This is a genomic window from Thalassococcus arenae, assembly GCF_019104745.1.
Taxonomy (GTDB): domain Bacteria; phylum Pseudomonadota; class Alphaproteobacteria; order Rhodobacterales; family Rhodobacteraceae; genus Thalassococcus_B; species Thalassococcus_B arenae.
Map to the genome: position 1 here is coordinate 1,018,427 of NZ_JAHRWL010000001.1, position 14,074 is coordinate 1,032,500.

General features: G+C 59.2%; 14 protein-coding genes, 1 tRNA gene and 2 rRNA genes (1 of these 17 only partly in view). 7 read left to right on the forward strand and 10 right to left on the reverse strand.

The window, feature by feature from the left end:
* Positions 1-201: 201 nt before the first annotated feature.
* The 5 genes from KUH32_RS05105 to KUH32_RS05125 form a co-directional block, all read right to left on the reverse strand.
* Complete coding sequence (locus KUH32_RS05105; protein ID WP_217776975.1) at positions 202-1,008, reverse strand: transglutaminase-like domain-containing protein; 807 nt, start codon at positions 1,006-1,008, stop codon at positions 202-204.
* A gap of 31 nt (positions 1,009-1,039) precedes the next feature.
* The gene (locus tag KUH32_RS05110; RefSeq protein ID WP_217776976.1) at positions 1,040-1,822 is read right to left on the reverse strand and encodes a hypothetical protein; all 783 of its coding nucleotides are present in this window, start codon (positions 1,820-1,822) and stop codon (positions 1,040-1,042) included.
* Between the two features lie 200 nt (positions 1,823-2,022).
* Positions 2,023-2,496 (reverse strand): hypothetical protein, encoded by a 474-nt coding sequence (locus KUH32_RS05115; RefSeq protein ID WP_217776977.1) that lies wholly within the window; start codon positions 2,494-2,496, stop codon positions 2,023-2,025.
* Positions 2,493-2,879, reverse strand: a complete 387-nt coding sequence (locus KUH32_RS05120) for a hypothetical protein (protein ID WP_217776978.1) — start codon at positions 2,877-2,879, stop codon at positions 2,493-2,495. Before KUH32_RS05120 ends, KUH32_RS05115 begins: the two co-directional genes overlap by 4 nt.
* Positions 2,876-3,184 (reverse strand): hypothetical protein, encoded by a 309-nt coding sequence (locus KUH32_RS05125; protein WP_217776979.1) that lies wholly within the window; start codon positions 3,182-3,184, stop codon positions 2,876-2,878. Before KUH32_RS05125 ends, KUH32_RS05120 begins: the two co-directional genes overlap by 4 nt.
* 300 nt (positions 3,185-3,484) lie before the next feature.
* Between KUH32_RS05125 and KUH32_RS05130 the strand changes: the two genes are divergently transcribed.
* The 3 genes from KUH32_RS05130 (at position 3,485) to KUH32_RS05140 (ending at position 4,719) form a co-directional block, all read left to right on the forward strand.
* Positions 3,485-3,910 (forward strand): hypothetical protein, encoded by a 426-nt coding sequence (locus KUH32_RS05130; RefSeq protein ID WP_217776980.1) that lies wholly within the window; start codon positions 3,485-3,487, stop codon positions 3,908-3,910.
* Positions 3,907-4,320, forward strand: a complete 414-nt coding sequence (locus KUH32_RS05135; protein WP_254898985.1) for a hypothetical protein — start codon at positions 3,907-3,909, stop codon at positions 4,318-4,320. The genes KUH32_RS05130 and KUH32_RS05135 overlap by 4 nt, the downstream gene beginning before the upstream one ends.
* Positions 4,321-4,530: 210 nt before the next feature.
* Positions 4,531-4,719 carry a hypothetical protein gene (locus tag KUH32_RS05140; RefSeq protein ID WP_217776981.1) on the forward strand — a complete coding sequence of 63 codons (189 nt, stop codon included), beginning with the start codon at positions 4,531-4,533 and terminating at the stop codon, positions 4,717-4,719.
* 59 nt (positions 4,720-4,778) lie between these two features.
* On the opposite strand, the gene KUH32_RS05145 is transcribed toward KUH32_RS05140, so the two are convergent.
* A complete protein-coding gene (locus tag KUH32_RS05145; RefSeq protein WP_217776982.1) occupies positions 4,779-5,513 on the reverse strand; it encodes a Crp/Fnr family transcriptional regulator in 735 nt (244 codons plus the stop codon).
* Between the two features lie 150 nt (positions 5,514-5,663).
* On the opposite strand from KUH32_RS05145, the gene KUH32_RS18435 reads away from it, so the two are divergent.
* The 4 genes from KUH32_RS18435 (at position 5,664) to KUH32_RS18550 (ending at position 8,244) form a co-directional block, all read left to right on the forward strand.
* Positions 5,664-5,900, forward strand: a complete 237-nt coding sequence (locus KUH32_RS18435; RefSeq protein ID WP_254898986.1) for a hypothetical protein — start codon at positions 5,664-5,666, stop codon at positions 5,898-5,900.
* 133 nt (positions 5,901-6,033) lie between these two features.
* Positions 6,034-6,321: a co-chaperone GroES gene (locus KUH32_RS05155; protein ID WP_217776984.1), complete on the forward strand. Its 288-nt coding sequence runs from the start codon at positions 6,034-6,036 to the stop codon at positions 6,319-6,321.
* A gap of 45 nt (positions 6,322-6,366) precedes the next feature.
* Positions 6,367-8,004: a chaperonin GroEL gene (gene groL / locus KUH32_RS05160; protein ID WP_217776985.1), complete on the forward strand. Its 1,638-nt coding sequence runs from the start codon at positions 6,367-6,369 to the stop codon at positions 8,002-8,004.
* Between the two features lie 105 nt (positions 8,005-8,109).
* Positions 8,110-8,244 (forward strand): hypothetical protein, encoded by a 135-nt coding sequence (locus KUH32_RS18550; protein ID WP_284438316.1) that lies wholly within the window; start codon positions 8,110-8,112, stop codon positions 8,242-8,244.
* A 409-nt stretch (positions 8,245-8,653) separates the two neighbouring features.
* On the opposite strand, the gene KUH32_RS05165 is transcribed toward KUH32_RS18550, so the two are convergent.
* From KUH32_RS05165 to KUH32_RS05180, 4 genes are all read right to left on the reverse strand, one after another.
* Positions 8,654-8,730 (reverse strand) — tRNA-Met (locus KUH32_RS05165).
* Positions 8,731-9,230: 500 nt separating this feature from the next.
* Positions 9,231-9,345, reverse strand: a 5S ribosomal RNA gene (rrf, locus tag KUH32_RS05170).
* A 103-nt stretch (positions 9,346-9,448) separates the two neighbouring features.
* Positions 9,449-12,863: ribosomal RNA gene (locus tag KUH32_RS05175) — 23S ribosomal RNA — on the reverse strand.
* Positions 12,864-13,253: 390 nt separating this feature from the next.
* Positions 13,254-14,074 carry the 3' portion of a glycosyltransferase family protein gene (locus KUH32_RS05180; protein WP_217776986.1) on the reverse strand. Its footprint extends 37 nt past the window's final position, so 821 of the gene's 858 nt are visible here — the last part of the coding sequence; its start codon lies off the right edge, out of view; it ends in the stop codon at positions 13,254-13,256.

The following is a 14,074-nucleotide window of genomic DNA, read 5'->3' on the forward strand; positions in this document are numbered from 1 at the left end:
CGTTGTTGTCTTCGCCGGCTTCGGCTTAAACATGGCCGCAGCCCTGGCGGTCAGATCCTTGAAGGACATGTCATCGATCCTTTGATTGGCCGGCGCCAACTCCTCGTCCGTGTCGGACCGGGATACCTGGCATCGGCAGTACACATATGGGGGCTGGCGACCCGATTTGCGATGGCACGTCGAAAAGGAAGCCCGATCCAGTCAGGCCAACTCATCATTCCAGACCTCGAATTCCGTCAAAGTGTTCTGACCGAATGTCTGGGTCAGAGGGACATCGGCAGCATCGCGACCGCGCGCGATCAGGAGTCTCGCAAATCGCGGTTTGTTATTCCGCGGGTCGAACATGTGCCATTTTCCGGCAAGGAACACCTCCATCCAGGCAGCAAAATCCCCTGGCGGATGCGGCAGAGGTTCACCGATGTCGCTCAGATATCCGGTGCAGTAGCGGGCCGGAATGTTCATGCAACGACACAGCGCGATGGCCAGATGGGCAAAGTCGCGGCAGACACCCTGTCGCTCGGCGAGGGTCTGCGACGCGGTGCGCGTCGCCTTCGCCTGCATGTAGTCGAAGCGGACATGTCCATGCACGAAATCGCAGATCGCCTGGACGCGTGACCATCCGGGATCGGCGGTCTCGAAGAGGCGCCACGCCTCCTCCGACAGAAGGTCGGTGTCGCAATACCGGCTGCCCTGCAGAAACACGAGCGTCTCGAAAGGAAGATCCTGAACCGCGTGCTGCTGCGCGTCGGGACTGGAGGGATCAGGCTGGCCCGTGTCGCGGAAGATACCATCGGTCGACAGGCAGAAGTCGCCCGCCGGAGCCACCAAGCGCGTGCACCAGTTGCCGAAGCCATCCCGGTAGCTTTCGAGGGGCACGCTCGGCGAGGTCACGAGATAATCGGCGCGCTCCAGATCGCCGAACCGCGAGTAGTGGACGTTCAGCAGCGCGATCAGCGGCGTCGGTTGCGGGAAACTGTATCGCAGACGGCACCCGATGCTGATGCGCATGCCAGACGCGCCACGATGAGAAACATCCGCATCACCGTCCAACGATGCACATCCCGTCCGAGAGCCGGAAGCCTCGATTGCAGCTCCACCGGTTGCCGGACTGGTCGAGATAGGCGTTGTCTGGCAGATCAATGGCGACGCAGGCGCCATTCAGCGGCTCGTATCCGCGCTCGCAGCTCCAGCCCGGTCCGTAGGATGCCTCGTCCAGATAGGCATTCGATGGCACGACAACGGCGTCGCATCGGTTGTCGGTCTTGACGAAGCCTCGCTCACAAGCCCAGGCGGCGCCGTATTCGGCGTTGGTCAGATACGCGTTCGCTGGCACGGCAATCGGCGAACATGTCCCTGCAACAGCCTCATGGCCACGATCACAGGTCCATCCCGTCCCCGAGCTGTCTTCTGTCAGATAGGCATGCTCGGGAAGAACGATGGGCACGCATGTCTCGTTCTCCTGCCGGAACCCGCGTTCGCATTGCCAATCGTATCCGGAAGACCGGAGGAAGGCATTGGCGGGCACCGGGATGCGATTGCAGGATATCCCGTTTACCTCTTCATACCCACGGTCGCACTCCCACCCCGTCCCGTAGGAGCGCCCGGTCGGATAGGCGTGCTCGGGGATATCGAGTGCCAGGCATTCGCCGCCGTCCACCCGGAAACCAAGGTCGCAGGCCCATCCGCTGCCATAGCTGCGCGGTTGGGCGTTCTGCGGTATCGCGCCGGTGCTGTCCTGCGCAAGCGCGGGGAAGGCGAAAGAGGCGATCACACCGGCAATGACTACCGTCCTCGCGATCAGCCTCGCCAGGGGATGTCTCATCGCCGCTTGCTCCTTGACGGACCAGAGTCCGCCGGTTGCCGCGCGGGTCCCCGATAGCCCAAGCGTGAGCGTTCCTGTCAGCCGCCGAGTGGGCGCGCTCGGTAGCGGGAAGCCCCTGGAATTCGATCTCGATGGCATGCCTTCGTTCTCGGCCACCTGGATCGAGAAGTCCTGCGGAACTGTCGGATGAGTGCTCCCGGTCATCGGGGCGACAACTTGTGCAAGGCCGCGGCGGCAAGAGCATGTTCCTTCTGGTGGTAGTCGCCGCGGAACTTGCCATCGACCTGCACCTCCCAGATGCCGTTTCTTTCGCGGACCCGAACCCCACCGCGCAGCGTGGGCCGGTTCATGGAAGAACCTTGTCCCCCTCTACTGTTCGGCGGCACGGGTTTCATTTCGGTCATTTCCAACTCCTTCGACTTTGGCACGTGCGCTTCTCCGAGGAGCATCACTGCGCGAATGAATTCTGCCGCATAATCATCGGTTTCGCGGTGGTCGTGTTCGTGCTGGGTCACTTTCATCGGCTCCACGAACCGTTCTCGCAGGTGGTCCACGAAACGCGGTTCGGTACGGGCCATGTAGGCGATCAGAGATTGCAGGATCCGTTCATGAGCCAGCACACGCCGTTCGAGGTCGGTGGTCTCGGGGGAAGCTATCGGCTTGGCGCGGTTCATCCTTCATCGACCGCGCTTTCCGGGCGCTCCGGCAACGCGTCAACATCAAGGGCTGCCAGGCAGGCCTGCGCGATATCGCGGTTCGGAGCATCTGCTCCTGGCACCGTCGCCCAGCCTGCCTCCATCAGGGCATCGCGCCGCTGATAGGTCGAGGCGGCCCGGATCGTGTCCAGCTTCTCGGCCCGTGCCGGGTCGGTTCGAGCCATGTCGAGGCAGACCGGCACCATCGAGGCGACGACATCATCTCGGGACATCGCCATCGCCCTGTCGTTCGAGGTGCCGCCGGTCACCCAGCCGCCCCATGTAAAACCGACCACGCCGACAAGAGCCGCGCCGATCACGGCACCATAGATGCCGGGCTTGAGCCATTCGGGAGTATTCATTTCAAGTCCTCCTGCGGAGAAAGCGCCGCCTCGCCGTGATTGTTCTTCTCAGTCGCGCCCCGATCCCGGTTCAGCGCCTTTTCCAGGTCGTTGTCGGAAATCGCCCGTAACTCTGTCCGACCCGCATGACCGCCCCTTCCGCGCACCGTCAGGTAGGTCGCCGTCCGTCGATAGGCCTCGAAGCTCAGCCCCTGAAGAAGCTCTTCCTCGACGAGAACCTCGTAGTCGCCTGCGGGCAGATCGCCCGGGTATCCCGGCAAGGTAAACGGGTTCGAAAACGTCACCGTCGATCTGGTCGACCGCATGGTCATCTCTGGTCTCCGCGATGTTGGCAGATCTGTCGCTCAACACTGTTGACGGCCCCGTGGAGTGCGGGACGGACCAGTCGAACGGTTGAGTGTCTTGTACCTCGGGATCGTTCGACCGGCGCTGACGCATGTTAGTCCCGGGCACCGAACCGGTTAGTCCCGGGCACCGAACCGGCTGCGACCTTCCTGGGGGCAGTCGCCAGCACTGACCTGTGTAAGGGCGACGAGACCGACCTGCGGGTATCCTTTGGGAAACAGGGATGATCTGCGTTCCTGCAACCCTTGAAAGGATTGGCAATGGCCGACTCCAGTGTTCTCAACCCGCACCCGCCCGAGTTCGATCGGTTTCTCCATGCTACCGTCGGCGAGGACCGGAACGGCCATGCCGTGACTGTGCTCTCCGCGCTGGCGCGGCTTGGCCTCGATCCATGGAAGGAAACCGCTGAACTGGTCACGCTGGGGCGCGACACCGCGCGGGCGCGATTGGCGGCCCTGCTTGCCCGATTTCGGGACGTTCCTGCGCTCGCCAGCGATCACGGGAGGGTTGCACGAGACCTGAGCCAACTGCTTCCCGAAGGCCGGACGTCAGCTGACCCGAAGCGAACTGGCTCGACCGTCGCAGACGGCCGCCCGGGAACACGCGGCCCGATCTGGGCGGTGCTCGCGATCATCTTAATACTGTTTCAGATGTTCATGGTCGGCGGGTCGGGGTCAGGCGAATGACCGTCTCAACCGCAACCATGGGCAGACCGACACATGCGGCACACAAGTCCGGCACGCTATCGCCTCGCGAACAGAGCGTTCTCTGGGACATGGAGGAACACTTCTGGACCAGTGGCGCCGACAACGCGCGGGCAACGACAGCGACCAACGCCGTCATGGTCTTTCCCTATCCGCCCGGCATCCTCCAAGGCGACCAGATCTGGACCCATCTTCAACAGAGAACCGGCTGGCGGTCCGTCTCGATGGCCGAACGTCGCGTCACGCGGTGTCGTGATATCGCCATTCTCACCTATCGCGTCTCGGCAGAAAAACCCGATGTGCCGATCTACAAGGCTCTTTGTGCCTCGACCTATCTCAACGATGAGGACACCTGGCTGAGGATTTCCCACCAGCAAACTGCGATGGTTTGAGAAGCGCATGGGCAACCGACCTGCCGCAGGCGCCGGGGCTAATCTGCGTCAGTGCGGCGGGGAGCCGACTCCGTTTAGGTGAGGTGCGCCGCCGAACATTCGGTGGTGCATTTTTCCGAGCACCCGAGAAGCGTGTGGGCGTGTCGATCTCCTAAGGACGGCATGTCGACACGCTTCTTATTCTCGGAGCGTCCAGAAAGGACAAGTCCAATGACCCCCGAACAAATCAAGACCGCCGACAAGATGAAATCCGTCAAGGCCGCCTGCGTGAACGCCCCCGCCGGATCCAAGAAAGATGCGGCGATGAAGCATTACCACGCAGCCGAGAAGGCGAACACGGCCAAGAACGACGCCGAGACCAACAAGGAACTCGATGCGGCAACCCACGCCCTCGCGTAACCACCGGCGTCTGACGTGAACACCGGGGCCGCCTTGCCGAGCAAGAGAGGGCGGCCCTGTCATTTCAGGAGCGGCCCGGTCTGGTCAAGGTATTCCGGATCGAACTCGGCAAGCTCAACCAGCCCGCCATAATCGTGAAACGTAACCCGGCCGTCCCGAAAGGTGACCAGTCCACGCTCGCGAAGCTGCCGCAGGACGCGGTTCACATGGACCGCGCTCAACCCCAGCGTATCGGCGAGGTGATATTGCGTCAGCGGGCAGTCGAAACCTTCTCTGCTGCCGATGCCGACCAGCGCAAGCCTTGATCCCAGCTCAAGCAGGAAATGCGCCATGCGGGCGTCCGCATCACGCCGGCCGATCCCGACGAGATGCTCCACGACCATCGCTTCGTCCCGTGACGCTGCCCAGAGAATGGCGGTCGCGAGGCGCGGCGTCCGCGCGAAGGCATCGAGAAGGTCGCTTGCCAGCACTTCGGCGGCCTCGATGTCGACGATGGGTTCGAAGCTGTGGTCCGACGTGCGCAACAGGACGCTGCGCAATCCCAGGAAATCCCCCGGTATCTGGAAATCGACGATCTGACGCGTCCCGTCCGCCTGGATCTTGTAGGAACAGACCCAGCCCGACGACAGGATGTACGCGGCCTGGGCCGACTGGCCCTGGTGGACCATATCATGCCCCGCGACGAATGAGCGGCGACGCTGGTGCAGTCGCTCAAGCACGGCCAGTTCGACCTCCGACAGGGCGACGAAGGCCGAGAGCTTGCGGGTCAAGGGGCTGTGTTCGGCTGATGTCATGGAGGCTCCCGGCGTGCGGTGACGCAGGTTCGGAAATCGGCCCGGACACTGCTCTGGATCAGTCCAGAATAGAGCACTTCCTGCGAGAAGTACGGATGTCTCTGAACCTCGTCTTTCCCGGGGATCACGACGTCAAGGAAGGAACGCCAGATGTCAACCGCGAGCGAACATGCAGGCCAGGCCGCCCTGTCGATCTGCGAGGCGCTCCTGCTTGCCTTGAACGATCGCGCGGTGCTGCCGGAGCACGAGATCTTGGGGGTTCTTCGCGACGCCGCGGCGACCCATGAGAATGCCGTTGGCACCGACCTTGAAATGGAAAGGCACCAGGCCGTCGCCGAAATGATCAATTCGATCATCGCTGGCGGACATTCGGTGCGACGCTCGTGATGCGATACCGCGGCGGTCTTGATCCGCAATCTCGAAGTACAGCCCCACCAGGTTGTCGCCGCCTTGCGCGCATCCAAGCCGGGCATTCGAACAAGGCACTTACGCCCGACAATCCTCGACAAGGAGCACGTCGATGTCATTCACTCCCCTCCACGACCGGGTCCTCGTTCGCCGCATTGAAGGCGACGAGACGACCAAGGGCGGCCTTATCATCCCCGATACCGCCAAAGAGAAGCCTCAAGAGGGCGAAGTCGTCTCCGTTGGCACCGGCGGACGACGCGAGGACGGCGAGCGCATCCCAATGGACGTCAAAGCCGGCGACCGGATCCTGTTCGGAAAATGGTCCGGCTCAGAGATCAAGCTTGATGGCGAAGACCTTCTGATCATGAAGGAGAGTGACATTCTCGGCGTGATCGCCTGAGTCCAAAACCTTTCACATCAACCCCAGTCTCAGGAACGCACACCCATGTCCGCCAAGGAAGTTCGATTCAGTACCGACGCCCGCGACCGAATGCTGAAAGGCATCGACACGCTGGCAAATGCCGTCAAGATCACCCTCGGCCCCAAGGGCCGAAACGTCATTCTCGATAAATCCTGGGGTGCGCCGCGCATCACCAAGGACGGTGTGACCGTCGCCAAGGAGATCGAGCTTTCGGACCAGTTCGAAAACATGGGCGCGCAGATGGTCAAGGAGGTTGCGCAGCGCACGAATGACGAGGCTGGCGACGGAACCACAACGGCAACCGTACTCGCCCATGCGATTGTCCGGGAAGGCATGAAGTCGGTCGCGGCCGGCATGAACCCGATGGATCTCAAGCGCGGGATCGACAAAGCCGTCGCTGCGGTCGTGGCCGAGATCAAGACCATGTCCCGACCCGTCGGCGACAGCGACGAGATTGCCAAGGTCGGCGCCATTTCGGCCAATGGAGAAGTCGAGATCGGTCGGCAGATCGCCGACGCGATGGCCAAGGTCGGCAAGGAAGGGGTGATCACCGTCGAGGAAAACAAGGGGTTGGAGACCGAGACCGAAGTGGTCGAAGGCATGCAGTTCGACCGCGGCTATCTGAGCCCCTATTTCATCACGAATGCTCAGAAGATGGTCGTCGAGCTGGATGATTGCGTCGTCCTGCTTCACGAGAAGAAGCTGACTTCTCTCATATCCATGGTGCCGTTGCTTGAGGCTGTGATTCAGGCCGAGAAGCAACTGCTGATCGTGGCCGAGGATATCGAGGGCGAGGCGCTGGCGACGCTGGTCGTCAACAAGCTGCGCGGCGGGCTAAAGGTTGCGGCCGTCAAGGCGCCTGGCTTTGGAGACCGCCGCAAGGCGATGATGGAAGATATCGCCGTGCTGACGGGCGGTCAGGTGATTTCCGTGGAAATGGGCACCAAGCTGGAGAATGTCACCATGGACATGCTCGGGTCCGCCAGAAAGGTCACGATCACCAAGGATGACACGACGATCATCGACGGTGCCGGCGACAAGGATGCGATCGCGGCGCGCATCAACCAGATCCGGGCGCAGATCGAGGAGACCACTTCGGACTACGACAAGGAGAAGTTGCAGGAACGGCTGGCCAAGCTTGCCGGCGGCATCGCCGTTATCCGGGTCGGCGGGGCAACCGAGATCGAGGTGAAGGAGCGCAAGGACCGCGTCGACGATGCGCTGAACGCCACCCGCGCTGCGGTTCAGGAAGGTGTCGTGCCAGGCGGTGGCGTGGCGCTGGTTCATGCCGGCAAGGTTCTGGCGACGCTGAAGGGCGAGAACAGCGATCAGGATGCCGGGATCAAGATCGTCCGCCGCGCGATCCAGGCACCGCTGCGCCAGATTGCCGGAAATGCCGGGGTCGATGGTTCTGTCGTTGTCGGGAAGGTGATCGAGAACGACAGCCCGAGCTTTGGTTTCGACGCGCAGGCCGAGGAATACGGCGACATGCTGAAGGCAGGTGTCATCGACCCGACGAAGGTCGTCCGGATCGCACTGGAAAATGCCGCGTCCATTGCCGGTTTGTTGATCACGACCGAAGCGATGGTCGCGCAAAAACCTGGGAAGGCCGGTGCTGGCAGCGAAATGTCCGACATGGGTGGAATGGCCGGAATGATGTGAAGACCTGCGTCCCTTGGTCACGAGCGTCAGGACGCGAAACCAAATTCATGAAGGACTTGAACACCGATCAATTCGTTAAGAAATCCAGAACCAGGAGAAACTCGAATGACCAAAGGTGACAAACGACGTGGCAACCGCGAAGTGAAAAAGCCAAAGAAGGTGAAGGAAAAGGTCGTCGCAACAGCCGACTTCACAAAGGGCAAACCTTTGACCAGTCTTGGGGAGCACAAGAAGAAATAATCGCTGGTGGAAGTCCCGCACGATGAACTGAGCCGACTTGAGGCTTGCTTTCCCTACGTCACATCTTGCTCGCCGTGAAGGCTGTCCAATCTCAAGCCGAGGGAACCGGGGTGTCGCTCGGCAGCGGATAGACAAGACCGTCGATGCAGGCACGACGTAGCACGACATCGCGCGATCGAAACCTGAACACACGCTGCACAGAAAACTCTTTAAGCCACGGAAATTGCAACTGAATCGCCACGATCCATCACGAAAACGACGGCGATTCGCCGCTACTCTACTCCGTCACGGTTGGTTGCGAGGTGATTTGAACCTACGGGTCTAAGTCATTGATATTACTAGAGACGAATGAACGACGAATTCTCGTCGCTCACCAAGCCACTGAAATTACCCTGGTTTCTCTGGAATTTGGTTGCGGGGGTAGGATTTGAACCTACGACCTTCAGGTTATGAGCCTGACGAGCTACCGGGCTGCTCCACCCCGCGCCAATGGCGGACAGATATCCCCGGTCGCGGTGAGGTGCAAGGGCCTTTTGCAAAATATCTGTGACGGACTAAGGCTTTGGGGCGAATGGGGCTGGCGACAATTGCGCACTTCTGTTTGCGGTCCGGGAGCATTCTGCGACCCGGTGGCAACGGCTCTCGGCGCATGATGTGAGGCGTCGCCGCGGGTTGGCTCTCGCACGGGGCGGTTGGGAACGGCGGCGATGTTTTCCGTCCGGGGCGGTCCATTCGCCATGCGACCGGTTCTGTCCGAGGGCGCAGCTGTGTGGTTTTCGGGCTTCGGCACGGGCGCCATGCGCGCTTTGCGACGGACGATCAACCGATTGATCGCCTGCGAGCGATTGCATGCACCTGGACGGATGCCCAAAGGCCGTGTTTCCGCCGCTGACACATAACAGGACATGCTCGGAAACGAAAACGCCGCCCCGGAGGGCGGCAGAATTCATTGGCATCGTTTAAGAGATACAATTGGTTCTTACTAGGTTTGGCGGTGACCTACTCTCCCACGTCTTAAGACGCAGTACCATCGGCGCTACGGCACTTAACGATCGGGTTCGGAATGGAGCCGGGTGTTTTGCTCGCGCTATGACCACCAAACCGAGAAAGAACCAATCGCCCAAAGGGCGTATTCAACCTGTCCAAGTCAGTACACCCAGCGGTGTACGCTTATGATCCAGCCATAACCTGGCTATCACTGGATCAAATCAAGCCTATCGGGCCATTAGTACCGGTCAACTGAACGCCTTGCAGCGCTTACATCTCCGGCCTATCGACGTGGTGGTCTTCCACGGCCCTCAGGGATACCTTGTTTTGAGGGGGGCTTCCCGCTTAGATGCCTTCAGCGGTTATCCTGTCCGATCATAGCTACCCTGCACTGCTGCTGGCGCAACAACAGGTCCACCAGTGGATCGTTCACCCCGGTCCTCTCGTACTAGGGGCAACTCCTCTCAAGTATCCTACACCCACGGCAGATAGGGACCGAACTGTCTCACGACGTTCTAAACCCAGCTCACGTACCTCTTTAAACGGCGAACAGCCGTACCCTTGGGACCTGCTCCAGCCCCAGGATGAGATGAGCCGACATCGAGGTGCCAAACACTGCCGTCGATATGGACTCTTGGGCAGTATCAGCCTGTTATCCCCGGCGTACCTTTTATCCGTTGAGCGATGGCCCTCCCACTTGGGACCACCGGATCACTATGGCCGTCTTTCGACTCTGCTCGACTTGTCAGTCTTGCAGTCAGGCTGGCTTCTGCCATTGCACTCAACGAGCGATTTCCGACCGCTCTGAGCCAACCTTCGCGCGCCTCCGTTACGCTTTAGGAGGCGACCGCCCCAGTCAAACTACCCACCACGCAGGGTCCCGGATCCGGATAACGGACCGCGGTTAGACATCAAGCAGAATAAGGGTGGTATCTCAAGGGAGGCTCCCCACAGACTGGCGTCCATGGTTCAAAGCCTACCACCTATCCTGCACATATTGTGCCTGATGCCAGTGCGAAGCTGTAGTGAAGGTGCACGGGGTCTTTCCGTCTAACCGCGGGAAGCCTGCATCTTGACAGGCAATTCAATTTCGCTGAGTCGATGTTGGAGACAGCGGGGAAGTCGTTACGCCATTCGTGCAGGTCGGAACTTACCCGACAAGGAATTTCGCTACCTTAGGACCGTTATAGTTACGGCCGCCGTTTACCTGGGCTTCAATTCAGAGCTTGCACCCCTCCTTTTAACCTTCAGGCACCGGGCAGGCGTCAGACCCTATACGTCGTCTTGCGACTTCGCAGAGCCCTGTGTTTTTAGTAAACAGTCGCCACCCCCTGGTTTGTGCCCCCGACGATCATACGCCGGGCCTCCTTCTCGCGAACTTACGGAGGTATTTTGCCGAGTTCCTTCAACATCGTTCTCTCAAGCGCCTTGGTATTCTCTACCAGTCCACCTGTGTCGGTTTAGGGTACGATCTAATGGAGGGCTATTTCCAGGAACTGTCTTGAATACGCGCCAATCCGATAAGGCACGCACGTCTCCACAATCCGTCACATCCTCCTGGCCCAGGAATATTAACCTGGTTCCCATCGACTACGCCTTTCGGCCTCGCCTTAGGGGTCGGCTTACCCTGCTCAGATTAGCTTTAAGCAGGAACCCTTGGACTTTCGGCGGGAGTGTCTCTCACACTCCTTGTCGCTACTCATGTCATCATTCTCGCTAGTGATCTCTCCACCGGATCCCTCACAGGCCGGCTTCACAGAAAACTCCTGATCCTCCGATGCACCCGAAGATGCAGAAGAGGATTGGAGTTATGTCACACTACGCTCTGCTACCATGCCTTACGGCATCCTAAGCTTCGGCTCGTGGCTTGAGCCCCGTTACATCTTCGCCGCAGGACAACTTATTTAGACCAGTGAGCTGTTACGCTATCTTTAAAGGATGGCTGCTTCTAAGCCAACCTCCTGGTTGTTTTGGTCGTCCCACCTGCTTTCCCACTTAGCCACGAATTGGGGGCCTTAGCTGTAGGTCAGGGTTGTTTCCCTCTCCACTACGGACGTTAGCATCCGCAGTGTGTCTGCCATCTAGTACTCCCGGGTATTCGGAGTTTGGTTAGGATCAGTAAGCCTGTGGGGCCCCATTACCCATCCAGTGCTCTACCCCCCGGGGTATTCGGATGACGCTCTACCTAAATAGATTTCGCAGAGAACCAGCTATCTCCGAGTTTGATTGGCCTTTCACCCCTAGGCACACCTCATCCCGACCTTTTTCAACAGGTGTGGGTTCGGACCTCCAGTAAGTGTTACCTTACCTTCATCCTGGACATGCCTAGATCACTCGGTTTCGGGTCTGATCCATCTAACTCGACGCCCTATTAAGACTCGCTTTCGCTGCGCCTACACCTAACGGCTTAAGCTTGCTAGATAGACCAAGTCGATGACCCATTATACAAAAGGTACGCCGTCACAAGACTGGACACTAATGACAACCCTACCGGGTTGGAATGCTGACACGAAATTGCACGGTTTCGATCCCGGGATTGTCCTTGTAGATCCCCGCATTTGAACGGTGATCGTAGCTCAGGCCGAACCGCCATCCATTGCGGTTCTCGTATCCCAACTCGAGTCCCGATCGGAACGCGATCGGTCCGCCCAGATCAACTCCCCCGTTCGGGAAGTAGAGACCAGGCATCGAGTGCAATTCTGCGAAAAGCGGGCTGCTGCCGAAATTGATCGTGTAGGTCGTCCCAAACCCGATCCAGGTTTCGCCGTTTTCCCCCAAAGAAAGCCCAGCTGCGTTTCCGAAAGGTCCACGTTTGTGACCCAGATCGTATCGCAGAAAAACCTCTGTTGCAGGATCGGCGCGCCGCTCCAGAACTTCGCCCGCTGAGATAGCGAACCGGGGTGACGTCTCGGTCTTGCCGAGACAGCCCGCTTCGGTACCGCAATGGTTCATGGTCATGTCGGTCAGACCGATCACGAACATCAGAACAGCGAAAGTTCCGTCAGCCATGGCGCTCTCCAAACCACTTTGGGAACGTCCATGACGCAGATTGTCATTAGAGTCCAGTCAAGCTCCGACTGATTGTAGGCGTTCGGTTTCAGGTACTGTTTCACTCCCCTCGTCGGGGTGCTTTTCACCTTTCCCTCACGGTACTGGTTCGCTATCGGTCAGTAAGGAGTACTTAGCCTTCGAAGGTGGTCCTCCGATCTTCAAACAGGATTACACGTGTCCCGCCCTACTTAATACGTCCAATCGAGCTTCCCATACGGGGCTGTCACCCGCTGTGGCTGATCTTTCCAGATCATTCTGGTCACTCTCATGGCTCGGCTGGTCCCCGTTCGCTCGCCACTACTAGGGGAGTAGCTATTGCTGTCCTTTCCTTCGGGTACTTAGATGTTTCAGTTCCCCGAGTTCGCTCTTAAAACCCTATGTATTCAGGTCTTAAGTACCTGGTTCAGCCCAATATAAGCTGCCTTGCGGCAATTATATCAAACTGTCAGGTGGGTTGCCCCATTCGGAAATCCATGGATCAAAGCCTATTCTCGGCTCCTCATGGCTTATCGCAGAGTATCACGTCCTTCATCGCCTCTTACTGCCAAGGCATCCACCAAACGCCCTTCTCGCGCTTGATTTGATCCAGAGAAAGCAAGGTTGACTTGCGAAGGCGCGCAACCGGCAAGCTGACGCACCCTATCTCTGGTTCATAAGCATACTATCCCGCTCGGACTTTCGTCCGAACATTCATCGCCCGGCATATGCGTACCGTGCGATGATCGCAGTTCTCTTTCGAGAACCGCACTTGGTTAGTGTACTTGACTTGGACAACGCATGTTCGTTTCAGAAGGGATATCTCCGCGCGGCCGGCTAGACCGTTCGGCGACCTTCCACCCGAAGGCGGAACCAACTGAGGTTACTGCACACTCGCAGCAACCAAACATGGTTGAATTTGTATCTCTGTACGATGTCAATTCGTCCGGATCGGACGCGCAAGCACTGGCTTCAGTGCTTGCGGATCAGATCCTTCAAAGTTCAGCGAACCAGGAGGGCAGCTCTGTCCGAAAATCGAACTTGAGGGCCCTTGCCTTTACAAGGTTCCATCTTTCGTCGCGCGCAGGCTTTGAGCTCAAGGCCGCGTAGGCCCGCCGTTCCGCCTCTGCCCAGTCCACAACATCCTTCTTGACGAAGGTTGCGAAGAACTTGACTGCGTCCTCGTCCGCCCTTGACCAACCCGGCCCCGGCAACCCCTTGCCTGGGCCATTGGCGACTGCCTTTCGGACGCGTGTCGCGGCGTCCAATGCAGACGTGTCGGCGTATTTGAGGTGAGCAAGATAGACACCCGGCGCCATTCGAAACGGGAAGGTTTCAAGACGCTTCGGCGCAACCTTGGTGCCATGCAGCACGAACGACACGGGCCGCCGCGATGCGAATGACTTGCTGTAGTGTCCGCTGAACGCGGCATTCCGATGCGAAGCGAGTGCGTCGCCGGACTTGTCGCCGTCCATATGGACCAGATCGAACCCGAGCGCCGTCAGAACCGGCCAGTCCGTATTCTTTTCGAACACATCAACCAGTCCATTGTAGCGCGCAGGATCCCAGCAAATCAGCTCATCCGCATCCGTCCGCATCACCCAATTGTAGGATTGAAGCAATCCAGCGTGGAAGGCATTGAGCATTTCAGCACGATTGCGATCGAAACCGTTAAGGTCGTCTCTCGGCACCGTGATGATACTGGCCTGCGGGCAAATCTCTGAGATCTTGCTGTCATGGCCATGGGACACGACGAACAGGTTGCGCTCGCCCAGCTGGCTACCATGATGCTTGTACCACTGGGACAGCGCCCAGT

Coding starts and splice junctions, on each gene's coding strand:
- KUH32_RS05105 (WP_217776975.1), bottom strand. CDS start 1,008: ATGCGCATCAGCATCGGGTGCCGTCTGCGATACAGTTTCCCGCAACCG.
- KUH32_RS05110 (WP_217776976.1), bottom strand. CDS start 1,822: ATGAGACATCCCCTGGCGAGGCTGATCGCGAGGACGGTAGTCATTGCC.
- KUH32_RS05115 (WP_217776977.1), bottom strand. CDS start 2,496: ATGAACCGCGCCAAGCCGATAGCTTCCCCCGAGACCACCGACCTCGAA.
- KUH32_RS05120 (WP_217776978.1), bottom strand. CDS start 2,879: ATGAATACTCCCGAATGGCTCAAGCCCGGCATCTATGGTGCCGTGATC.
- KUH32_RS05125 (WP_217776979.1), bottom strand. CDS start 3,184: ATGCGGTCGACCAGATCGACGGTGACGTTTTCGAACCCGTTTACCTTG.
- KUH32_RS05130 (WP_217776980.1), top strand. CDS start 3,485: ATGGCCGACTCCAGTGTTCTCAACCCGCACCCGCCCGAGTTCGATCGG.
- KUH32_RS05135 (WP_254898985.1), top strand. CDS start 3,907: ATGACCGTCTCAACCGCAACCATGGGCAGACCGACACATGCGGCACAC.
- KUH32_RS05140 (WP_217776981.1), top strand. CDS start 4,531: ATGACCCCCGAACAAATCAAGACCGCCGACAAGATGAAATCCGTCAAG.
- KUH32_RS05145 (WP_217776982.1), bottom strand. CDS start 5,513: ATGACATCAGCCGAACACAGCCCCTTGACCCGCAAGCTCTCGGCCTTC.
- KUH32_RS18435 (WP_254898986.1), top strand. CDS start 5,664: ATGTCAACCGCGAGCGAACATGCAGGCCAGGCCGCCCTGTCGATCTGC.
- KUH32_RS05155 (WP_217776984.1), top strand. CDS start 6,034: ATGTCATTCACTCCCCTCCACGACCGGGTCCTCGTTCGCCGCATTGAA.
- groL (WP_217776985.1), top strand. CDS start 6,367: ATGTCCGCCAAGGAAGTTCGATTCAGTACCGACGCCCGCGACCGAATG.
- KUH32_RS18550 (WP_284438316.1), top strand. CDS start 8,110: ATGACCAAAGGTGACAAACGACGTGGCAACCGCGAAGTGAAAAAGCCA.